This is a genomic window from Blastococcus haudaquaticus (assembly GCF_900230285.1).
GTDB classification, from domain to species: domain Bacteria; phylum Actinomycetota; class Actinomycetes; order Mycobacteriales; family Geodermatophilaceae; genus Blastococcus_B; species Blastococcus_B haudaquaticus.
The window spans coordinates 922,973-943,865 of sequence record NZ_OCNK01000003.1 but is presented as its reverse complement, the minus strand read 5'-3'; the positions used below and the strand labels follow the sequence as shown (position 1 = coordinate 943,865).

Genomic DNA, 20,893 nt, shown 5'->3' with positions numbered 1-20,893 from the left:
AGCCTGCGGGTCGGCCGCGGCGTACGGCACCCGACCTCGCGGTAGACCGCGTGATCGGCGGATGTCCCGCGCGGTCGAGGCGGGGCGTCCGGGTCAGACGCGGACGCCGCGGTCCGCGAGCCAGGAGACGGGGTTGACGCGCTCGCCGTCCTCGCCGCCGCGGTGCACCTCGAAGTGCAGGTGCGGGCCGGTCGACTGACCTCGGTTGCCCAGCAGCGCGATGGTCTGCCCGGCGTCCACGTACTCCCCCGGCTCCACGAGGATCGAGTCCATGTGGCCGTAGACGGTGACGTCGCCGTTCTCGTGGAGGATGTAGACCGCGAGCCCGAAGCCGCTGGCCGCACCGGCCCGCAGCACGACGCCGTCGCCGGCCGCGTACTCCGGGGTCCGCATGGGGGCGGCGAGGTCGATGCCGTAGTGGAACGTCCCCCACCGGCTGCCGAAGCCGCTCGTGAGACGGGCGCCGTCGACCGGGGAGACGAACTTGGGCCGCGCGGCCTCGATCGCCGCGGCCTCCGCCTCGGCGCGAGCGGCGCGGGATGCGGCCACCTCCTGCAGGCGCGCCTGGGCCTCCGCCACGGTCACCGAGGCCTGCGGCATGACCTCGAGGGCCTCGTCGCCGGTGAGCAGCGCCTGCTGCGCCTCCAGCACCGAGGTCGCTCCCGCGGATGCGGTCGGGGCGCTGTGCAGCCCGAGGCCGGCAGCGGCCAGGCCACCGGCGAGCAGGGCGCTCAGCAGGAAGCCCCCACGGCGGGCGGTGGCCGGAGCCGAGGCCGTCTGGGCCCGGCGGTTGCGTCCGCCGGCACGGACCGCGGTCACGAGGGTGGTGGGAGCCTGACCGTGACGTGCGCGCATGCACCTGCCCGTTCGCTTGACCGCGGAGCGCCGAAGGGGAGTTCGGCTGTGCGCCATCCAAACAGTCCGTGACCGTCCTGTGACCAGGCGTCCGGCGCGTCGATCGCGACACGCCGAGCGGCGTGCCTCACACTGCTCCCCAGTCCCACGCGTTACTGACAACGCTGTCATTCGCAACCGGCCCTCGTCCCGCTCATCGGCAGTCATGGAAAGGGGTGTGGGGCTGGCCACAGAGGGCCGCGCGGGTACACCCGTGCGGGTGGTCCGGACGTTTCACAGGGCCGCCGACAGGGCATGTTGGACCTCCAGGCGTGAAACATCCCGCGCCGCTCCGGCGTCTAACGATTCGGCGTCCGCCGAGCGCCGGGGCACCGGAACCATTGCGCGGCACAGGGCCGCACCCGTGTACTGCTGGTCACCGTCGGCCCGTAACCGGGACGGTCGCGATGAGCCGTGCCCACAGACGTAGAGACGGAGGGATGCGTTGACGCAGGCAGAGATCGTCCCCCTCCCCCTGAGCACAGGAACGCTCACCCCGGAGATCCCCACGGGGACGAGCGCCAGGGACATCGCCCTGGCCGACCTGCCCAACGTGGTCGCCTCCCCCACCGGCATCCGCAAGCTCACCCAGGACACCCTCGGGCTGCACGACGAGCAGCTGATCGTGCCGACCTACGACCGCAGCGCCCTGACGCCGGCCGTCGTCCACTTCAGCGTCGGTGGCTTCCACCGCTCCCACCAGCTCCTGTACTTCGACGAGGTCGCCGAGCGCCGCATCAGCGACGCCTGGGGTGTCGTCGGTGTCGGCCTGCACAGCCGGCACATGAAGGATGCCCTGGCCCCGCAGGACCACCTCTACACCGTGGTCGAGCGCAGCCCCGACGGCGAGCGGGCCCGCGTCGTGGGCGTGATGGTCGACTACCACTTCGCGCCCGACGATCCCGCCGTCGTCCTGGATCTCCTCACCGACGAGCGCATCCGGATGGTGTCGCTGACCATCACCGGGAGCGGCTACCGGTTGTGTCCCGACAGCGGCGACTTCGACGCCGACGACGTCGACATCCGGTGGGACCTGACCGAGACCGCCAGTCCCCGCACCGTCTTCGGCTACATCGTCGAGGCCCTCGACCGCCGTCGCCGTGCCGGGCTGCCGCCGTTCACGGTGGTCTCCTGCGACAACATGCACCGCAACGGCGACGCCGCCCGCGCCGCGATCGTCGGTTTCGCGCGGTTGCGCGACGAGGTGCTCGCCCGGTGGATCACCGACCGCGTGTCCTTCCCCAGCAGCATGGTCGACCGGATCACCCCGCACACGACGCCCGAACAGCGGGAGGCCGTCGCCCAGCGGTACGGCGTCGACGACAACTGGCCGGTCATCACCGAGCCGTTCTCGCAGTGGGTCATCGAGGACGACTTCTGCAACGGCCGTCCCCCGCTGGACCTCGTCGGCGTGCGGTTCGTCCCCGACGTCGCCCGCTACGAGCTCATGAAGACCCGGCTGCTCAACGCGAGCCACTGCGCTCTCGGGTACCTGGGTTCGCTCGCGGGCCACACCAGCATCGACCGGGTCATGGCCGATCCGCTGCTCGCGGAGTACGCGGAGCAGCTGATGGACGCCGAGGTCCTGCCGCTGCTCCCGCCGCCGGACGGCATCGATCTCGTCGAGTACGAGCAGTCGCTGCTGAAGCGGTTCGCCAACCCGGCGATCGCCGACCAGCTGTACCGGCTCTGCCGCCGCGGGTCGACGAAGATGCCGCACCACCTGCTGCCCTCGCTGCGCGAGGCCCTCGTCGCCGGCCGGCCGCACGCGCTGCTGACCGTCGCGGTGGCGGCCTGGTTCGTGTACCTGCGCGGCGTCGACGCCGACGGCCGGCCGGTCGTGATCGACGACCCCAACGCCGACCTCCTCCAGCGGCTGTCGCTCGCCGGCGGCACGGACCCGCGCCCGCTGCTGGGCGTCCGGTCGATCTTCGGCGACCTGGGGGACGACCCCGTGTTCGTCGCCGAGCTCACCGACGCGCTCGTGCGGATCGACCGAGACGGTGTCCGGACGACCGTGGCGGCCGCACTCCTCCGGTCCGGGAGACTGCACCCGTGACCCATGACCGCGATCCGAGAGGGGCCTCCTCCGTGCCGACCGACCTGACGCCGACGCTGGAGCAGGTCCAGATCCTGCTCTGCGACGCCGACGGCAACCTCTTCCCGTCGGAGGAGCCGGCCTTCGACGCCTCGGTCGAGGTGACCAACGCGTTCCTCGCCGAGATCGGCAGCGACCGCCGGTTCACCGCCGAGGAGCTGCGGCTGGCCACGACCGGGCTGAACTTCCGGTCGACCGCACGGCGGCTGGCCGCCGAGGCCGGCGTCCCCGACGTCGACGTCGAGCCGTGGGTCCTGGAGGAGAAGCGGGCGGTGACCGCGCACCTCGCGGCGACCCTCCGACCGCACGCGCCCACGTCGGCAGCCCTCGGGGCGCTCGCCGAGCACCTGCCGCTCGCCGCGGTGAGCTCCAGCGCGCTCGCCCGCCTGGCCGGGTGCTTCACCGCGACGCAGCTGGACGACCTGATCCCGCCGGCCCGCCGGTTCAGCGCCGAGGACTCACTGCCCACCCCGACGAGCAAGCCCGATCCCGCCGTCTACCTGCACGCCTGCGACCGCCTGGGCATCGCGCCGCAGGCCGGCCTGGCCGTCGAGGACTCGCTCCCGGGCGCGCAGTCGGCCGTGGCCGCCGGCTGCCCCACCATCGGCAACCTGCTGTTCGTGGCCCCGGCCGAGCGCGAGGAGCGCCGGGCGCTGCTCGAGGCGGCCGGCGTGCTCGCCGTCGTCAGCTCGTGGCAGGAGGTCGCGGACCTCCTGCTCCCCGTCCTGACCCGCCGCGACTCCGACGGCGCCCTGCTCGCGTCAGGAGCGGCCCGGTGAACATCGTCTACAGCGCCTTCCGGGGCCACTTCTCCGACAGCCCGCGCGCGATCTACGAGGCGCTGCTCGCGCAGGGCGCCGACTCCCCCGCGGCCGGCGCGACGCACACCTGGCTGGCGGCGCCGCACCTGCGGGCCACCTTCCCGGCCGGCGTCGACACCATCGAGTTCGGCAGCCCGGAGTGCATCGCCGCCCTGGAGAACGCCGACATCGTCGTCTCCAACGACCACATCCCCCTCGACTGGGAGAAGCGGCCGGGCACGACGTACCTGCAGACCTGGCACGGCACGATGCTCAAGCGCATCCACAACGACGTGCTGTGGGCTCCCGAGGGCCGGCTGGCCTACCTGGCGCAGGACATCGCCCGCTGGGACCTGCTGCTCTCCCCGAACGCCGTGAGCACCGAGCGCCTGCGCAAGGCGTTCGGCTACACGGGGCCCATCCACGAGACCGGCCTGCCGCGCAACGACCTGCTGAGCTCGCCGCAGCGGGACGAGGTGCGCGCCGCGGTGCGTGCCGACCTGGGGATCACCGACGACCAGAAGGTCGTGCTCTACACCCCCACCTGGCGCGACGACCTGGTGTTCCGGAAGACCGGCCCCCAGGATTTCGAGTTCGCGATCGACCTGGACGACTTTGCGGCGCGGCTGGGCGATGACCACGTGCTGCTGCTCCGGCTGCACAACATGGTCATGGACCGGCTGGAGATCACCGAGGGCTCGGCGGTCCGCGATGTGTGCAGCCACCCCGACATCCGGGACCTGTACCTGGCGGCCGACCTGATGGTCACCGACTACTCGTCGACGATGTTCGACTTCGCCATCACCGGCAAGCCGATGCTCTTCTTCACCTACGACCTGGACTACTTCCGGGACGAGCTGCGAGGCTTCTACTTCGACCTCGCCGAGGCTGCCCCGACTCCCCTGCTGCACACCAGCAAGGAGCTCGTGGAGGCGATCGCCGACATCGACGCGATCGCCGCCGACACCGCGGACCGGTACGCCCGGTTCCAGGAGACCTTCACCCACCTGGAGGACGGCGCGGCCACCGCGCGCGTGCTCGACCTGCTCTTCCCGTCCGGCGCGCCCGCGCCGGGAACCACCGGCACCCCGACCTCTCGAAGGAGATGAGAACCGTGCGTAGCACCGACCGCGTTCTGACCACTGTCCTGCGGAACAGGACCCCCGCGACCCACACCACCCGGTCGCGCACGGCTCAGGCCCCCGTGCAGGTCGTCATCCTGGCTGCCGGCATGGGCACCCGGCTGGGCCGGTCCATCCCCAAGCCGCTGACCGCGCTGCGGGACGGGCAGAGCATCCTCGCGCGCCAGCTCGGCTGCCTGCGCGCCGTCCTCGGCGAGGACACCTCGGTGACCGCGGTCGTCGGGTACCGCGGCAAGCTGATCATGAAGGCGGCGCCGGAGCTGCTGTTCGCCTACAACCCGCACTACAAGACGACGAACACCTCCAAGAGCCTGCTGCGTGCGCTGCGCACCTCGCGCGAGGGCGGCGTCCTGTGGCTCAACGGTGACGTGGTCTTCGACCCGGCGGTGCTCGAGCTGGCGCTGCCCTTCCTCCGGGCCGACCAGAGCTTCGTCTGCGTCGACACGAATACCGTGGCCGAGGAGGAGGTCAAGTACACCCTCGACGAGGACGGGTTTGTGCAGGAGCTGTCCAAGACCGTCGTCGGCGGTCTCGGCGAGGCCGTCGGGATCAACTACGTCTCCTCCGGCGACAAGGCCGCGCTGATCGCCCACCTCGAGAACTGCGGCGACCAGGACTACTTCGAGCGCGGGATGGAGACGGCCATCCAGCAGCACGGCCTGCGCTTCCGCCCGCTCGACATCTCGGAGTTCGCCGCCGTGGAGGTCGACTTCGAGACCGACCTGCAGCGGGCCAACACGCTGCTCCCGGGCACGCTCAACCACGTCGTCGACGAGGTGGCCGAGGTCGGCTGACGCCGACGTCCGGTCCCGGTCAGCCGACCGGGACCGGACGCCCCGGGCTCGCTTCGTCCAACGGTGCGACCTCGCGGAACCGGCGCACGGCGGCGATGCCGCCGATGACGAAGCCGGCGCCCAGCGCCAGCAGGAGTGCCACCGCCACCCGCGCCGCCAGCTGCGGACCGCTGGACAGCACGTTCGCCGCCCACAGGACGTCGACGTCGGGCAGCCCCTGCACGAGCAGCAGCCAGCCCAGGACCACGGCGAACAACCCCGTCATGGCTCCGCGGCCGCGCCGGGCCGCCCGGAAGCCGAGCCCCGCGACGAGCGCCGCGATCAGGGCCGGGAGCAGCGCCGACACGACCGCCCCCGTGTGCGAGGCGATGCTCACCGGCGGCTCGGGCGTCGCCCCCGCGTGCCAGAGAGCGGCCGCCGCGCCGAGCGGGAGCAGCGCCCCCAGCGGGCGCGCGGAGTGGGCCAGCAGGCCGGTCGCCGCAGCCAGCAGGGCGAGGGCCGCGTAGAGCGGCCAGACCAGCCAGGGCGCCGGTGGTGGGCTCCAGGTGAGCACGCCGCTCACCTCGACGTCGGTGTCCCCGTGCACCAGCGGCACGACCCACTCGAAGACGGTGTGCTCGCTGGTGGGGTCGGCCGCCACGGCCGGCGGCAGCACGTTCTCGCTCATCCAGTGCGTGCGGTGGTCGTGCCAGACGTAGTGCGGCTCGGTCGAGACCTGCTGCCAGTCCGGCTCGGCCCCCCGCTCGGCGTGAGCGGGGAGGTCGACCTGCGCGTACCTGTCGAGGTTGATGTAGGTGGCCGGGCTGTTGGCGTTCCGCCACACGCCGTCGGGCCCGATGCGCAGGTAGGGCTCGCCGTCGTAGCCGGGGACGAGCACCTCGGTGCCGGTCCCGTTGACCAGCTCCAGCTCGTCACCGAACTGCAGCACCCGCACCGTCAGGCCGGGCACCTCGGGCGTCGTGGCGAGCACCCGGGCATCGAAGTCGCTGCCGGCCTGCTCACCGCCCACGTGCGCGGCGGACGGACCCGCGACCGCCAGCGTGGCGAGCAGGCCGGCCAGCACCACCAGCAGTCGGCCCACCGGCCGCGTCACACCTCCTCCGCCACCAGGCGGAGGTCCGCGGCGATGTCCCGGGCGGTGTTCCCGGCGTCGAACGCGACATGCGCCTCGTCGTCCGTGCCGTACAGCAGCAGCAGTGACGAGTGCAGCCGTCCCCGGTCCTCGGCCAGCGGCACGCCCGTGGACAGCTGGGCCTGGTCGATCTGCTCCTGGTCGCCGGTGAGGCCGATGAACTGCAGCGGCAGGTCGGCGTCGAAGCGGCCGAGGTACTCGCCGAGGACCTCCGGGGTGTCGGTCGCCGGGTCGGTCGTGACGAAGACGACCTGCAGCTGCTCGAGCACGGCGGCGTCGATCCCGCGGAGCGCCACCGCGACGTCGGCCATGGTCGTGGGGCACACGTCCGGGCAGTCCGTGTAGCCGAAGAACAGCAGCGTGGGCCGGCCGGACGTCGCGGCCGAGAAGTCGAAGGACGCCCCGGTGGTGTCCGTCAGCGTGAACTGCGGCCGCCGGTACGGCTCGGCCAGGTCCAGTCCCGCGAAGCGGTCGTCGGGGCCCTCGACGGCCGCCGGGGCGTCCGCGGAGTGCTCGTGCCCGCCGGCTGCGCCCTGCCCCGCGCCGTCGCCCTGCGCCTCGTCCGACGTCCCACCACCGCAGGCGGTGACCAGCAGGACGGCGGACAGCGACAGGGCCGCCAGCGCGGGGCGCAGGCGACCGCCGGGGGCTCCACGGACGACGGCACGGCTCACGACGACACGGTACGACGGTTGGCCCGCCAGCCGAGGACGACGCCGGCGAGGCCGGTCAGGAAGGCCAGGATGGCCAGGAACAGCGCCAGCCCGCCCGGGTCGTCCTCGACCGCGGCCGCGTGCCCGTGGTCGGCGTCCTCCGAGGAGGCCACCGTGTCCGTGCCGGTCGTGGAACCGGTCGTGCCGGTGCCGGTGTCCGACGCGGTGCCTGATGCCAGGGTCAGCACGGGAGCGGGCTTCTCCGGCTCCTCCTGCCCCTCGATCGACGGCTCGATCCAGGCCGCCTCGGTGCCGTCGCTGTAGAGCTGCACCGCCGGGAAGGTGAGCCGGTCGGCGTCGGGGAACGGGCCGCCGGAGAGCGCGAACTCCTGGAACTGCCCGGGGGCGATCCCGCTGCCCGCCTCGGCGCGGAACTCCACGACCGAGACGTAGGACGTGATCTCCTGGCCGTGGTTCTCCAGCGGCTCCTCGAGGTCGGCCGTGGTGAGCGTCGCCGTCCAGCCGGGCATGGGCTGCGTGCGCAGCGAGGCCAGGGCGGCCTCCTGCGGGATCTGGATGCGCAGGCCGATCGTGCTGGCGGTGTCGCTCTCGTTCGGCACGCGGAAGGTCATCTTCCCGTAACCGCCCGGGGAGGCGTCCTGGCTGGCGACGGTCACGTGCGCCGCCGCGGTGCCGGCCACGACGATCGACGCGGCCAGTGCGGTGAGGACCGCCGTCACGAGGACGACGAGCCGGGCGAGGGGGCGGGGGCGGGCACTCGAGGACACGGAACTCCTGTTCATCGGGGGGTCTGGTGGTCCGGTGCTCCCGGAGGAGTCAGCGGACCGGGAAATCGGTACGGGCGGTGGTGGCGGTGAACTCGTCGAGCCGGACGCTGATCGCCAGCGTCCAGGTGCCGGCCCCCGGGATGGTCATCCCGTCGCTGACGTAGTGGCCGGGGCCGGCGGGCGCCAGCTCCACGTCGAGGGGGCCGATCTCCTGCGCCGACTCGGTCAGGCTCACCGTGATGCCGGCCGGCTGCGTGGGCCGGCCGGTGTCGTCGAACAGGTAGACGTGCAGCGTGTTCGGCCCCGGGCGCGCCGGGTCCACCGATACCTGGACGCTGCCCGACGGGCCGCTGCTGGCCTGCAGCGGCAGCAGGACGTCGACCGGCTGGGCGACCGCGGACCGCGCGGGCGGCGTGCCCACCAGCACGGCCGACAGCGCCAGGACGACGGCGGCGATCGCGAACTCCACCAGCACGGAGCGCCGGAGAGCGGGCACGTGCTCGGCTGCGGCCTCGGCCTGCAGGCGGTCCCGCAGTCCGGCCGCACCGTCGACGCCGTCCTCCCCGGCAACGGGCTGCGGCCCCGAGGAGGAAGCGGAGGAGGCGGAGGAGGCGGAGAAGGCGTGGGCGGTCAGCGCCCGCCGCCCGGCCGGCCGGCTGCTCCGGACGCCGAGCCGCTGCTGCACCCAGACCCGGGACACCCCCGCGGCCGCCAGCACCAGGAGGAACAGCACCAGCTTGGCGACCAGCACCCACCCGTAGGTCGTGACGAACAGCGCCGTCGGGGACTCGACCTCCCGGACCGCCTGGACCGTGCCGCTGACCACCAGCGCCGCGACCGCCCCGAACGCGACCCTCGACCACGGGGTGAGCACGCCGGCGAGGTCCGGGCCCGCCGTCGACGGTCGCAGGACGACGGCGAGCAGCGCGGCCAGGCCGCCCAGCCACACGGCCATCGCGCCGGCGTGCACGGCGGCGACCACGACCGCGAGGACCGGCCACGGCCCGGCCACCGGGTGCCCGACGGCCGCCGTCGTGACGACGACGCCGAGCGCCAGGACACCGGCGAGGGCCACCGAGGCCGGCGCGGGCGGCTCGCCGTGGCGCCAGACGGGGCGCAGGACCATCAGCAGCGCCACGGCGAGCACGGCGCGGGCCAGCAGCGTCCAGCCGGTCGCGGACGAGAGCGTGGCCGACAGCAGGGCCGGGTCGAGCAGGGATCCGGGACCGGTGCCGGCCGCGTACGGACCCTGGAGCAGGAACGACGCCACGGCCGCCCCCGCCACCAGGCCCGCCCCCCAGCTGCTCAGACGGCGCAGCGGCGCCGAGCTCCAGCCGGCGGGCCAGCACAGCAGCACCAGGACGGGGATCCCGACGGCCAGGGCGAGACCGGCGAAACCGAGCCAGCGACTGACCGGGAGGGCCGCGCCCACGACCGGGTCGGTGCGGTCCTCGGCGGCACCCCCGGCGGTCGGCACGAGTTCCCCGTCGCCCACCACGAACGAGTACGCGCCCGAGATGGGGTGGGAGTCTGCCGAGATCACGCGGTAGGTGACCAGGAAGCCGTCGTCGGGCAGGTCCGCCCGCAGCGGGACGGTGAGCACGCGCCCGTCGACAGCGGCGGCACCGGTGTCCACCCGTTCCCCGTCGGAACCGAGGACCCGCGCGTAGCCGGCGCCGAGCGAGACGCCCTCGCTGAACTCCAGCGTCACCTGCGCCGGGACGGCGTCCAGCCGGGCGCCTTCGCCGGGATCGGTGGAGACCAGCGTCGCGTGCGCGGCCGCCGGGGCCGCCGTGACGACGCCACCGCCCAGCCAGACGGCCAGGAGGGCGACGAGCAGGAACCAGGAGCGCCTCACGCGGCCACTCGCTGGGAGGCCAGGGACCGGACCGACCGGCGACGGCGGCCGCGCCAGGCGACGACTGACACCGCGAGCACCCCCGCGAACAGCAGCAGGTGGGCCACCGCCCGCTCGGCGTGCACGTGCCCCGCGCCCAGATCGGCCAGGGTCACGGGCAGGAGCAGGGCGGCGAAGGACCCGAGGAAGGGCAGGGCGCCCGCGGCGAGCCGCGGACCGGCGGCGACGGCGAGGAACGCGGCCGCGACCCCGAGGTTCCAGGCTCCCGTCTCGTGCGCCATGTGCACGGGCGCGCTCATGGCGCCGGCGCCGGAGGTCAGCACCGGATAGGCCAGCGCGGCCTGCGCGACACCGAGGGCGAGCAGGGCCAGCCGGAGCGCCGAGTCGGCCAGGCGCGCCCGTGCCGCGGCGGCGGCGCCCGGCAGCTCCCGCGGCAGCGCGCCGAGGACCGCCACGGTGAGATCGGGCACAGGCGGCGCGGACGCGAGCCGCGCGCGGCGGGTGACGAGCGCGGCGTCACCTGCCCAGCCGGCGCAGTCGGCGCATCCGCCCAGGTGGTCGTCCAGCTCACGGGCGGACATCCCGAGGGCCTCGCCGTCGAGGCGTGCGGAGATCGCCTCGCGGAACGGGGAGCACGTCATGGTCCTCTGGTCGTCCGCGGAGGCCGTACGGTTCCCGGAGGGGTGAAAGTTCTCCGGCCGGCATCCCGGCGGACCCCCCACGACGAAGATCAGGACATGGACGAACTGGACCGCATCGCGACCGACGCCGCCGGGGGCGACCCCCTGGCCGCGGCGGCGCTCGTGCGCGCCACGCAGTCCGACGTCTGGCGGTTGTGCGCGGCCCTCGGCGACGGCCAGAACGCCGACGACCTCACCCAGGAGACCTACCTGCGCGCGTTCGGCGCGCTGCACCGCTTCGAGCACCGGTCCTCGGTCCGGACGTGGCTGCTGTCCATCGCCCGTCGGGTCTGCGCCGACGCCGTCCGTTCCCGTCGGCGCCGCCGGCTCACCCTCGTGCGGGACGACGCCGACCTGGAGGCCCTGGGCCGGGCGCCGCACGGCGACCCCGTTGCCGAGGGCGTGGCGGTCACGGACCTGCTGGCCGGGCTCGACCCGGACCGGAGGGAGGCGTTCGCGCTCACCCAGCTCCTCGGCCTGTCCTACGCCGAGGCCGCGGAGGTGGCCGGCTGCCCGGTCGGCACCATCCGCTCCCGTGTCGCCCGGGCGCGTGCCGACCTCGTCTCCTCCCTCGGCCGGGTGAAGGACGGGGACGGCAGAGGCGACGCTGCTCACGCCTGAGGCCTCGAGCGGGCGTCGGCGGGCCCGTGCCACCTATGCTGCCGGACGGCCGTGCGTCGTCATCTGGAGGACGCCGTCCGTTCACCCTCCCGATACGGAGCCGTTGCGTGCCCTTCAGCCTCACCCCCAAGGACTCGAGCTTCTACCCCCTGTTCACCGCGAGCGCGGAGAACCTGGTGGCGGCCACCGACGTCCTCAGTGAGTTCATCCACGACCACGCCCGACGTGCCGAGCTGGCCGGCAAGCTCCGCGACCTGGAGCACGCCGGCGACCAGGTGACCCACGCGATCTTCCGGCAGCTCAACACCAGCTTCGTGACGCCGTTCGACCGCGAGGACATCTACTCGCTGGCCAGCAACCTCGACGACGTCATGGACTACGTGGAGGCCGCCGCGGACCTGGTCATCCTGACCGGCCTGGGCACCCTGCCGGCCGAGATGAGCCAGCAGGCGTCGCTGCTCCAGCGCTGCGCGCAGACCACGGCGGAGGCGATGCCCCGCCTGCGGACGCTGAAGGACCTCTCCGACTACTGGATCGAGGTCAACCGGCTGGAGAACGAGGCCGACAAGCTCTACCGGCGGCTGCTCTCCCGGCTCTACAGCGGCGAGTTCGACGCGTTGGAGATCCTCAAGCTCAAGGAGGTCGCCGACCAGCTGGAGGAGGCGGCCGACGCGTTCGAGCACCTCGCGAACGTGGTCGAGACGATCGCCGTCAAGGAGTCCTGAGCCCGGATGGATCTCTCCTGATGGGTTCCTGCTGATGGACGCGGCCTTCATCGGCCTGGTCGTCATCGTCCTGGTCGCCCTGGCATTCGACTACACCAACGGGTTCCACGACGCCGCGAACGCGATCGCGGTCGCGGTCTCGACCAAGGCGCTCACCCCTCGCGTGGCGCTGGCCCTCGCCGCGGTCATGAACCTGGTCGGGGCGCTGATCTCCACCAGCGTGGCCAAGACCGTCGGGGCAGGGATCATCGACCCGCCCGAGGGCGGCGACGGCCTCACCATCGTCTTCGCCGCCCTCATCGGTGCGATCACCTGGAACCTGATCACCTGGTGGTACGGGCTGCCCTCGTCGTCGTCGCACGCGCTGATCGGCGGCCTCGTCGGTGCGGCGCTGGCCGCCGCCCACTCGGTGCAGTGGATGGGCGTCCTGGACAAGGTCATCATCCCGATGATCGTGTCGCCGCTGGTCGGCTTCGGCCTCGGCTACCTCTTCATGCTGGCGATCCTGTGGACGTTCCGCGGGGCGAACGTGTCGAAGGCCAACCGCGGCTTCCGGTTCGCGCAGATCTTCAGCTCCGGCACGATGGCGCTGGGCCACGGGATGCAGGACGCCCAGAAGACGATGGGCATCATCACGCTGGCGCTGTTCACCGCCGGCGAGATCGACAGCTTCGACGTCCCCTTCTGGGTCGTGCTCGCCGCGGCCGGGGCGATCAGTGCGGGCACCTACGCCGGCGGCTTCCGGATCATGCGGACGATGGGCCGGCGGATCATCCAGCTGACGCCCGCCGGGGGGTTCGCCGCGCAGACGGTGGCCTCGAGCGTCATGGTCACCACCGCGACGGTCTTCGCCGTCCCCGTGTCCACCACCCACATCACCACCACCTCGATCATGGGCGTGGGGTCGACCCGCAGGCTCTCGGCCGTTCGCTGGGGCGTCGCCGGCAACATCGTGGTGGCCTGGATCGTCACGCTGCCGGCGGCCGGAGCCGTCGCGGCGGTGGCCTTCTTCGTCACCGACTTCTTCGTAGGCTGAGGCGCGTGGCCGGCGAGCGGGTGGCGGAACCGCTCGCACTCGGCACCCCACCGGGCCGATGGCTGGTCGTCGTCACGGTCCTGGCCTCGGGCATGGCGTTCCTCGACGCCACCGCCGTCCAGGTGGCCCTGCCGGCGATCGGCCGCGAGTTCGACTCGTCGCTGTCGGGGCTGCAGTGGACCGTCACCGGCTACACCCTCACCCTGGCGTCCCTGATCCTGCTGGGTGGCTCCCTGGGTGACCGGTACGGCCGGCGCCGCGTGTTCGTCATCGGCGTCGTCTGGTTCGCCGCGGCCTCGCTGCTGTGCGGGCTGGCGCAGAGCACCGGCCAGCTGGTCGCCGCGCGCGCCTTCCAGGGCATCGGCGGCGCCCTGCTCACCCCGGGCAGCCTGGCGCTCATCCAGTCGTCGTTCCGGACGGCCGACCGCGCCCGGGCGATCGGCCTGTGGTCCGCGCTGGGCGGCATCGCCGGACTGATCGGCCCGTTCCTCGGCGGGGTGCTCGTCGACACGGTCAGCTGGCGGCTGGTCTTCCTGATCAACGTCCCGATCGCCGTCGTCATCGTGGCCGTGGCCGGCCGGCACGTGCCGGAGAGCCGGGACGGCGGCCACCACGGGCGGTTCGACCACCTGGGCGCGGCGCTGGGCGCCACGGCGCTGGGTGGCATCACCTACGCGCTGATCGCCGCCGGCGAGGATCCCGGCCGCTCCGACGTCCTCGCCGCCGCGGCGCTCGGTGTCCTGAGCGGCTTCGCCTTCGTCGCCCGGGAGCGCCGGACGGCCGACCCGATGCTCCCTCTCGGCGTCTTCGCCGACCGGCAGTTCACCGGGGCCAACCTCGCGACCCTGGCCGTCTACGGCGCGCTGGGCGGCGGCGGGCTGTTCCTGGTGCTGCAGCTGCAGACGGTGCTCGGCTACGACGCCACGGCGGCCGGGGCGGCGATGCTGCCCTCCATCCTAGTCATCACGCTGCTCGCGCCCCGCTTCGGCGCCCTGGCGCAACGGATCGGGCCGCGGTTGCCGATGACCGTCGGCCCGCTCGTCGTGGCCGTGGGGACGCTGCTGCTGGCCCGCGTCGACGGCAGCCTGCCCTACGCCGTCGAGGTGCTGCCCGGCTCGCTGCTCCAAGGACTCGGCATGGCCGTCACCGTCGCCCCGTTGACCGCGACGGTGCTCGCGGCGGCGCCGGACGCGCTGGCCGGGGTCGCGAGCGGCGTGAACAACGCGGTGGCCCGCGCCGCCCAGCTGCTGGCCGTCGCGGCGCTGCCGGTGGCCGTGGGGCTCGGCGGGTCGGACTACACCGACCCCGCAGCGTTCACCGACGGCTATCGCATGGCGACGATGCTCTGCGCCGCGCTCTTCGCGGCCGGCGGGCTGATCTCATGGGTCACCATCCGGAACGACGTGCTGCGCGCCTGATCCCGCAGCCTGGGACCCCTCGTTGCATATCCCGATCGATCTGGTAGACATATCGCCGTGGCGGCGACGGCGGTGCTCCTCGTGGGGCGGATCCACGTCGACCTGCTGCGCGTCTGCACCGCCACCTGTCCGGGCTGCTGACTCCCGCCCCTGACGGCGACGTCCCCTTCCCCCTCGTTCGATCCCGCTGCGCCGCGCCTGTGCGCGCGCCCGCGGTTCCCTGAGACTCGGAGTCACCCCCCGTGAAGACCCTCGTCCTGCTGGCCCTCGTGGGCCTCGGTGCGCAGCTGGTGGACGGCAGCCTGGGCATGGCCTACGGCGTCACGTCGACCACCCTGCTCCTCGCCATCGGCACCAACCCGGCGGCCGCCTCGGCGACCATCCATCTCGCGGAGATCGGGACGACGCTCGCGTCGGGTCTCTCGCACTGGAAGTTCGGCAACGTCGACTGGAAGGTCGTCGCCAAGGTCGGTCTGCCCGGCGCCGTCGGCGCCTTCGCGGGCGCGACCTTCCTGTCCAGCCTCTCGACCGCGGTCGCCGCCCCGGTGATGTCGCTGATCCTGGTGTCGCTGGGCGCCTACATCCTCGTCCGGTTCACCCTCCGCGGCATCGACCGGCGCAATCTCGGCAAGCCGGTCCGCAAGCGCTTCCTCGGGCCGCTGGGCCTGGTCGCCGGCTTCGTCGACGCCACCGGTGGTGGCGGGTGGGGTCCGGTCGGTACTCCCGCCCTGCTGGCCAGCGGCCGGATGGAACCGCGCAAGGTGATCGGCTCGATCGACACGTCGGAGTTCCTCGTCGCCGTGGCCGCCAGCCTCGGCTTCCTGTTCGCGCTCGGCTCGCAGGGCGTCAACTTCTCGTGGGTCGCGGTGCTGCTCGTGGGCGGGCTCATCGCAGCCCCGATCGCCGCCTGGCTGGTCCGGCACATCCCGCCGCGACTGCTCGGGTCACTGGTGGGCGGGATGATCGTCCTGACCAACAGCCGCACGCTGCTGACGAGCGACTGGGTCGACGCACCTGACGGCGCGCGCTACGCGATCTACGCGGTCATCACCGTGACCTGGGCCGCCGCGGTCGTGTGGTCCTTCCTCGAGTACCGCAAGGACCGGGCGCTGGAGTCCGCCGACGCGATCGCCGCCGAGGCGGCCCGCACGGCGGAGGCGGAGCAGAACGTCGTCCAGGACCTCTCCGCCGAGGAGCAGGTCTCGGCCGGACGTCCGAGCGCCCCGCGCGACTGACAACACCTCCTGCCCCCCACCGCTCGCAGGAGGCCGAGGCCGAGGGCCCCGTCCGGCAGCTGCCGGACGGGGCCTTCGCCGTCCCGGCTCGGGTCGACCTCGCCGGACGGCACCCGACCACGCGGTCGACCGCGAGGATCGGTGGACCGGCGCGCGGTCGACGTCAGTGGCCGGCCAGGAGGCGGGTCTCCAGCTCCGGCGGCAGTCCGGGACGCGGCAGGCCGAGCGCCGACTGGTACGGCCGGTCGTCGGTCTACTGCCAGGCCCAGGTGTCGGCGACCGAGTCGCGCAGCGGCCGGCTGGGCAGGCCGAGCTCCCGTGCCCGGGTGGTGTCGACGTCCCACGCCGTGCGCGCCGTCTCGGCGGGCAGCCACAGCGGCAGGTGGATCCACGGCTCCACCCCGGCGGCGACCAGCTCCGCCTCCTGCACCGGCACCCACTCCGCGTCGCCGCCGGTGACCTCCCGGCAGATCTCGAGGAGGCCGGCCAGCGTGGTCATCCCGTTCGGGCCGGTGCTGTTCACCGCTCCGGACACCCCGCGCTCGGCCATGTCGACCAGCCAGCCCGCCAGGTCGCGGGCGTCCACCATGCCCATCGGCTGGTCGAGCCCCTCCGCGGGGACGACCACCCGGCCCCCTGCGCTATGCGCTCCAGCCACCAGCCCAGCCGGTGGACGTAGTCGTAGGGACCGATGATCAGCCCTGCCCGCGCGGTGAGGAAGCCGGTCCCCACGGCCGCACCGATCTCGCGCTCGGCGAACGCCTTGACGGGCCCGTAGTCGTCGTCCTCGGTGTCCCAGGTGGCGGCACCCGCCTCCGGCCCGACCGGGCCGGGCGGCCACGCCCGATAAGCGTTCAGGCTGCTGACGAAGGCGTACCCGGAGACACCCGCCAGGGCGGCGGCCGCGTTCCCGGCCGCGGACCTCGTCCGGCAGGAGGTGTCGACGACGATCTCGGGCGCCCAGCCGTCGAGCGCCCTCGGGAGGGCGTCGGGGTCGTCGCGGTCACCGTGCAGGGCGCGCACGCCCTCCGGTGGCTCGCCGGAGACGCCCCGGGTGAGCGTGGCGACCTCGTGCCCGCGCGCCTGCGCAGCGGCGGCGACGTGGATGCCGAGAAACCGGGTGCCACCGAGGACGAGGAGTCGCATGGCTCCACTCCAGCCGAGCCGCTCCCCCGCCGTCCAGCAGGTTCGCGCTCGGCGCAAGCTGGGTGGACCGGCCCCTACACGGCCCGGCGGTACTCCGGGACCTGCGGGAGCGGCGTCGACCGGGCCGCGGCCAGCACCATCTGCGGGGACCGGGGCAGCCCGCGCCGCGTCGACAACCGCAGCGCGCGGGCGCCGGTGAGCACGTCGGTCTCCGGCGGCACGACCAGCAGGTCGGCGCGGCGGGTGCCGCCGTCCCAGGTCAGACAGACGACGCCGCGGTCCATGCTGCGGAAGCCGCCGGTGCGCACCACCCGCCCCTGGACGACGATCTTGCGGGCCACCGGCGCCCACGCCTCCAGCGCGTAGGTGAACCGCTCGACCCGGACGCCGCGCCGGTCGAGCTCGGCGATCAGCTCCGGGAGCTCGACCGCCAGGTCTCGGCTCCGGGGGAACCAGCCGCCGTCGAAGGCAGAGGTCCCGTCACCGGCCCCGTCCCGAAGACTCACCCGGACGTCGATCCCGCCCCGGAAGCCGTTCTCCGGAGCCGTTCGGGTGATCGTCGTCATCAGCGCTCGGCCGCCTCTCGTCGCTCGCCCTGGATCCGCCGCACACGGACCCATCGGCAACGTACGTCGAGGTCAGGGCGTGTCCGCCCCAGGCGGGAACGGGCGCGCCGCCGCCCCTCGGCCCGTCGTCACCACCTGTGCTCGGGCGGCCACCAGCTCGCCCCGCCGTGAACGAAGAAGGGCCCCTCCGGTGACCGGAGGGGCCCTTCTCATCGCGCCGTGGCGGCTGTTCAGACCGGCTTGGGCTTCCGGTTCTTGGCCTTGCCGCGCTCGGTCTGGTCCAGGACGACCTTGCGGATGCGCACCGTGGCCGGCGTGACCTCGACGCACTCGTCCTCGGCGCAGAACTCCAGCGCCTGCTCCAGGTTCAGGATCCGCGGCGGGATGAGCCGCTCCAGCTCCTCGGAGGTGGACTTGCGCATGTTGGTGAGCTTCTTCTCCTTGGTGATGTTCACGTCCATGTCGTCCGGACGGGAGTTCTCACCGACGATCATGCCCTCGTACACCTCGGTGCCCGGCTGGACCATCATCTGGCCCCGCTCCTGCAGCGAGAACATCGAGTACGTCGTCGCGACGCCCTGGCGGTCCGCGACCAGGGAGCCGGTCGGGCGGGCGCGCATGTCGCCCAGCCACGGCTCGTAGCCCTCGAGGTTGTGGTTCAGGACGCCGGTGCCGCGCGTCTCGGTGAGGAACTCGGTGCGGAACCCGATCAGGCCGCGCGACGGGACGATGTACTCCATGCGGGCCCAGCCGGTGTCGTGGTGCACCAGGTTCTCCAGGCGCGCGCGACGGGTGGCCAGCGCCTGGGTCAGCGTGCCGACGTACTCGCCGGGGACGTCGATCGTCACGCGCTCGACCGGCTCGTGCAGCTTGCCGTCGACCTCCTTGGTGACGACGGTAGGCCGGCCCACGGTCAGCTCGAACTCCTCGCGGCGCAGTTGCTCGACGAGGATCGCGAGCGCGAGCTCGCCACGGCCCTGCATCTCCCAGGTGTCGGGCCGGTCGGTGGGCAGCATGCGCACCGACACGTTGCCGACCAGCTCCTGGTCGAGGCGGTTCTTGATCAGCCGGGCGGTGAGCTTCTTGCCCGACTTCCCGGCCAGCGGCGCGGTGTTGATGCCGATCGTGATCGAGATCGACGGCTCGTCGACGGTGAGCGGCGGCAGGGGGCGCGGGTCGTTCGGGTCGGCGAGGGTGTCGCCGATCATGATGTCCTCGATGCCGGCGATGGCGACGAGCTCACCGGGGCCGGCGCTGTCGGCCGGGGTGCGGGTGAGGCCCTCGGTGACGAGCAGCTCGGTGATCTTGACGTTCTTGATCGTGCCGTCGACCTTGCACCAGGCGACCTGCTGGCCGTTCTTCATCGTGCCGGAGTGGATGCGCAGCAGGGCGAGGCGGCCGAGGTAGGGAGAGGCGTCGAGGTTGGTGACCTGCGCGCGCAGCGGCTCCTCGGCGTCGTAGACCGGTGCCGGGATGGTGTCGAGCAGCGTCTTCACCAGGGGGCCCAGGTCGGGGCTGTCCGGCGACGTGCCGTTCTCCGGGCGCGTGAGCGAGGCCTGGCCGGTCTTGCCGTTGCTGTAGACGATGGGGAAGTCGAGGTTGTCGACGTCCATGCCGGAGTCCTCGAGCAGTTCCATGAACAGCTCGTAGGTCTCGTCGACCACCTCGCCGATGCGGGCGTCCTGGCGGTCGGTCTTGTTGACCACGAGGATGACCGGCAGGCCCTTGCCCAGCGCCTTGCGCAGCACGAAGCGGGTCTGCGGCAGCGGGCCCTCGGAGGAGTCGACGAGGAGGACGACGCCGTCGACCATCGACAGGCCGCGCTCGACCTCGCCACCGAAGTCGGCGTGACCGGGGGTGTCGACGATGTTGACGACGACGGGGTTGCCGTTCTCGTCGGCCAGGTGGATCGCGGTGTTCTTGGCGAGGATGGTGATGCCGCGCTCGCGCTCGAGGTCCATCGAGTCCATCACGCGGTCCTGCGTGGAGTCGTTGTCCGTCCCCTCGCCCTTGGCGCGCCCGAGGGCGCCGGCCTGGCGGAGGAGGGCGTCGACCAGGGTGGTCTTGCCGTGGTCGACGTGGGCGATGATCGCCACGTTGCGCAGGTCGTCACGGGTGGGCATGCGAAGAAGCACCTCAGAAAGTCATGGGGATCCGGCGCTCTGGTGCGCCTGTCGCCTCGTGTAACGGCCGCCGGCCCGGCGACCTTCCCATGGTAGTCGCTCAGGCGGCGTGGTCCTGCCGTCGTGCGCCGTCGGCCACCGCGAACGTCACTCCTGCGGCGGCGAGGGTGACCAGACTCACCGCCAGCCAGGCCGGCAGCCCCACGCCGATGGCCAGCACGTGGGCCAGGACGAAGGCCCCGACGTACAGGGCGGCCAGCGCCACGGCGGTCGCCGTCCCGCGTCGGTGCTGCCACAGCGCCCCGGCGGCGAGGCCGGCCACGGCGAAGACCGCACCGCCGAGCGCCCGGATGCCGGTGCCCTGCGCGATGCCGAACCCGGCGGCCAGGCCCACGGCCACGAGGACGGCGGACGGGAAGCGGGTGCGGACGAGGGTGCTGGTCGACATGTCGCCGAGTCTCCCAGTCGACCTGCTCGGTGCCGACTGAGCAGTTGTGGTCGTCGACACGCGCGCACACGCCGGCGGGAGCGAACACAACTGCCCACTCGACGCGAAGGGGCCCCGAGCGCAGTGCGCCCGGGGCCCCTCTGGGTGGTGCTGGTGATCAGGCGGTGCGGAGCACGGCCTCGATCTCGAGCTCGACGCTGATCTTGTCGCCGACGACCACGCCGCCGCCGTCCATCGGCATGTCGATGTCGACGCCGTAGGCCTTGCGGGAGATCTCGGTCTTGGCGGAAAAGCCGGCGCGCGTGCCGCCGTACGCGTCCGGGCCGAAGCCGTTGAGCTCGAGCTCCAGGGTGACCGGCTTGGTGATGCCCTTGATGGTCAGGTCGCCCGCCACCGTCCAGTCGGCGCCGTCGGTGCTGACCGAGGTGGAGCGGAAGGTCATCTCGGTGTGGTTGCCCACGTCGAAGAAGTCGGCGGAGCGGATGTGCGCGTCACGCTGCTCCTGACGGGTGTCGATCGAGTCCATGTTCACCGTGGCGGTGACGGTGGACTGGGCCGGGTCAGCGGCGGTGACGATCTCACCGGCGAACTCGCGGAAGTAACCACGGACCTTGCTGACCATCATGTGACGGACGGAGAAGCCGACCGTCGAGTGGCTGGCGTCGATGTCCCAGGTGCCGACGACGTAGCCGGGGATCTGGGTGGTGGTGGAGCTGGTCATTGCGATCCTCCAAGA

The 20,893-nt window shown here is 72.9% G+C and carries 21 protein-coding genes; 9 read left to right on the top strand and 12 right to left on the bottom strand.

Features of this window, described 5'->3' with window-relative positions; translation table 11 throughout:
• Positions 1-93 precede the first annotated feature (93 nt).
• Positions 94-819 (bottom strand): M23 family metallopeptidase, encoded by a 726-nt coding sequence (locus CRP30_RS16045; RefSeq protein WP_235003459.1) that lies wholly within the window; start codon positions 817-819, stop codon positions 94-96.
• A gap of 520 nt (positions 820-1,339) precedes the next feature.
• On the opposite strand from CRP30_RS16045, the gene CRP30_RS16040 reads away from it, so the two are divergent.
• Genes CRP30_RS16040 through CRP30_RS16025 form a run of 4 tightly spaced genes read left to right on the top strand, consistent with a single transcriptional unit; the run spans position 1,340 to position 5,728 of the window.
• A complete protein-coding gene (locus tag CRP30_RS16040; RefSeq protein ID WP_235003458.1) occupies positions 1,340-2,953 on the top strand; it encodes a mannitol dehydrogenase family protein in 1,614 nt (537 codons plus the stop codon).
• Between the two features lie 32 nt (positions 2,954-2,985).
• Positions 2,986-3,771, top strand: a complete 786-nt coding sequence (locus CRP30_RS16035) for an HAD family hydrolase (RefSeq protein WP_097184891.1) — start codon at positions 2,986-2,988, stop codon at positions 3,769-3,771.
• Positions 3,768-4,901: a CDP-glycerol glycerophosphotransferase family protein gene (locus CRP30_RS16030; RefSeq protein ID WP_097184890.1), complete on the top strand. Its 1,134-nt coding sequence runs from the start codon at positions 3,768-3,770 to the stop codon at positions 4,899-4,901. The genes CRP30_RS16035 and CRP30_RS16030 overlap by 4 nt, the downstream gene beginning before the upstream one ends.
• A gap of 5 nt (positions 4,902-4,906) precedes the next feature.
• On the top strand, positions 4,907-5,728 hold the full coding sequence (locus CRP30_RS16025) for a phosphocholine cytidylyltransferase family protein (protein ID WP_235003457.1): 822 nt from the start codon (positions 4,907-4,909) through the stop codon (positions 5,726-5,728).
• Positions 5,729-5,747: 19 nt separating this feature from the next.
• Here CRP30_RS16025 and CRP30_RS16020 read toward each other — a convergent pair whose 3' ends face one another.
• The 5 genes from CRP30_RS16020 to CRP30_RS16000 are packed head-to-tail and all read right to left on the bottom strand — an operon-like array spanning position 5,748 to position 10,800.
• Entirely contained in the window at positions 5,748-6,821 is a 1,074-nt protein-coding gene (locus CRP30_RS16020) for a hypothetical protein (RefSeq protein ID WP_097184888.1), read from the bottom strand.
• On the bottom strand, positions 6,818-7,534 hold the full coding sequence (locus CRP30_RS16015; RefSeq protein WP_235003456.1) for an SCO family protein: 717 nt from the start codon (positions 7,532-7,534) through the stop codon (positions 6,818-6,820). The genes CRP30_RS16020 and CRP30_RS16015 overlap by 4 nt, the downstream gene beginning before the upstream one ends.
• Positions 7,531-8,301, bottom strand: coding sequence for a YcnI family copper-binding membrane protein (locus tag CRP30_RS16010; protein WP_235003455.1), 771 nt, complete (start codon positions 8,299-8,301; stop codon positions 7,531-7,533). Before CRP30_RS16010 ends, CRP30_RS16015 begins: the two co-directional genes overlap by 4 nt.
• Positions 8,302-8,350: 49 nt before the next feature.
• The gene (locus tag CRP30_RS16005) at positions 8,351-10,159 is read right to left on the bottom strand and encodes a copper resistance CopC/CopD family protein (protein WP_097184886.1); all 1,809 of its coding nucleotides are present in this window, start codon (positions 10,157-10,159) and stop codon (positions 8,351-8,353) included.
• Positions 10,156-10,800, bottom strand: coding sequence for a zf-HC2 domain-containing protein (locus CRP30_RS16000; protein ID WP_097184885.1), 645 nt, complete (start codon positions 10,798-10,800; stop codon positions 10,156-10,158). Before CRP30_RS16000 ends, CRP30_RS16005 begins: the two co-directional genes overlap by 4 nt.
• Before the next feature lie 96 nt (positions 10,801-10,896).
• Between CRP30_RS16000 and CRP30_RS15995 the strand changes: the two genes are divergently transcribed.
• The 5 genes from CRP30_RS15995 to CRP30_RS15975 all read left to right on the top strand — a co-directional run bounded on the left by CRP30_RS15995 (position 10,897) and on the right by CRP30_RS15975 (position 15,874).
• On the top strand, positions 10,897-11,460 hold the full coding sequence (locus CRP30_RS15995) for a sigma-70 family RNA polymerase sigma factor (protein WP_097184884.1): 564 nt from the start codon (positions 10,897-10,899) through the stop codon (positions 11,458-11,460).
• Between the two features lie 107 nt (positions 11,461-11,567).
• Positions 11,568-12,185 carry a DUF47 domain-containing protein gene (locus CRP30_RS15990; protein WP_097184883.1) on the top strand — a complete coding sequence of 206 codons (618 nt, stop codon included), beginning with the start codon at positions 11,568-11,570 and terminating at the stop codon, positions 12,183-12,185.
• Between the two features lie 34 nt (positions 12,186-12,219).
• Positions 12,220-13,221 carry an inorganic phosphate transporter gene (locus tag CRP30_RS15985; RefSeq protein ID WP_097184882.1) on the top strand — a complete coding sequence of 334 codons (1,002 nt, stop codon included), beginning with the start codon at positions 12,220-12,222 and terminating at the stop codon, positions 13,219-13,221.
• 5 nt (positions 13,222-13,226) lie between these two features.
• Positions 13,227-14,639 carry an MFS transporter gene (locus CRP30_RS15980; RefSeq protein ID WP_235003454.1) on the top strand — a complete coding sequence of 471 codons (1,413 nt, stop codon included), beginning with the start codon at positions 13,227-13,229 and terminating at the stop codon, positions 14,637-14,639.
• A gap of 242 nt (positions 14,640-14,881) precedes the next feature.
• On the top strand, positions 14,882-15,874 hold the full coding sequence (locus tag CRP30_RS15975; protein WP_097184881.1) for a sulfite exporter TauE/SafE family protein: 993 nt from the start codon (positions 14,882-14,884) through the stop codon (positions 15,872-15,874).
• Between the two features lie 253 nt (positions 15,875-16,127).
• Here CRP30_RS15975 and CRP30_RS23095 read toward each other — a convergent pair whose 3' ends face one another.
• The 6 genes from CRP30_RS23095 to CRP30_RS15950 form a co-directional block, all read right to left on the bottom strand.
• Entirely contained in the window at positions 16,128-16,397 is a 270-nt protein-coding gene (locus CRP30_RS23095; RefSeq protein WP_235003453.1) for a Rossmann-fold NAD(P)-binding domain-containing protein, read from the bottom strand.
• Complete coding sequence (locus tag CRP30_RS23090; protein WP_235003452.1) at positions 16,394-17,020, bottom strand: NAD-dependent epimerase/dehydratase family protein; 627 nt, start codon at positions 17,018-17,020, stop codon at positions 16,394-16,396. Before CRP30_RS23090 ends, CRP30_RS23095 begins: the two co-directional genes overlap by 4 nt.
• Positions 17,021-17,094: 74 nt before the next feature.
• The gene (locus CRP30_RS15965) at positions 17,095-17,586 is read right to left on the bottom strand and encodes a DUF5994 family protein (protein ID WP_097184880.1); all 492 of its coding nucleotides are present in this window, start codon (positions 17,584-17,586) and stop codon (positions 17,095-17,097) included.
• A 230-nt stretch (positions 17,587-17,816) separates the two neighbouring features.
• The gene (gene typA / locus CRP30_RS15960) at positions 17,817-19,709 is read right to left on the bottom strand and encodes a translational GTPase TypA (RefSeq protein WP_097184879.1); all 1,893 of its coding nucleotides are present in this window, start codon (positions 19,707-19,709) and stop codon (positions 17,817-17,819) included.
• 100 nt (positions 19,710-19,809) lie between these two features.
• On the bottom strand, positions 19,810-20,157 hold the full coding sequence (locus CRP30_RS15955; protein ID WP_097184878.1) for a hypothetical protein: 348 nt from the start codon (positions 20,155-20,157) through the stop codon (positions 19,810-19,812).
• A gap of 157 nt (positions 20,158-20,314) precedes the next feature.
• On the bottom strand, positions 20,315-20,878 hold the full coding sequence (locus tag CRP30_RS15950) for a YceI family protein (protein ID WP_097184877.1): 564 nt from the start codon (positions 20,876-20,878) through the stop codon (positions 20,315-20,317).
• Positions 20,879-20,893: the final 15 nt, after the last annotated feature.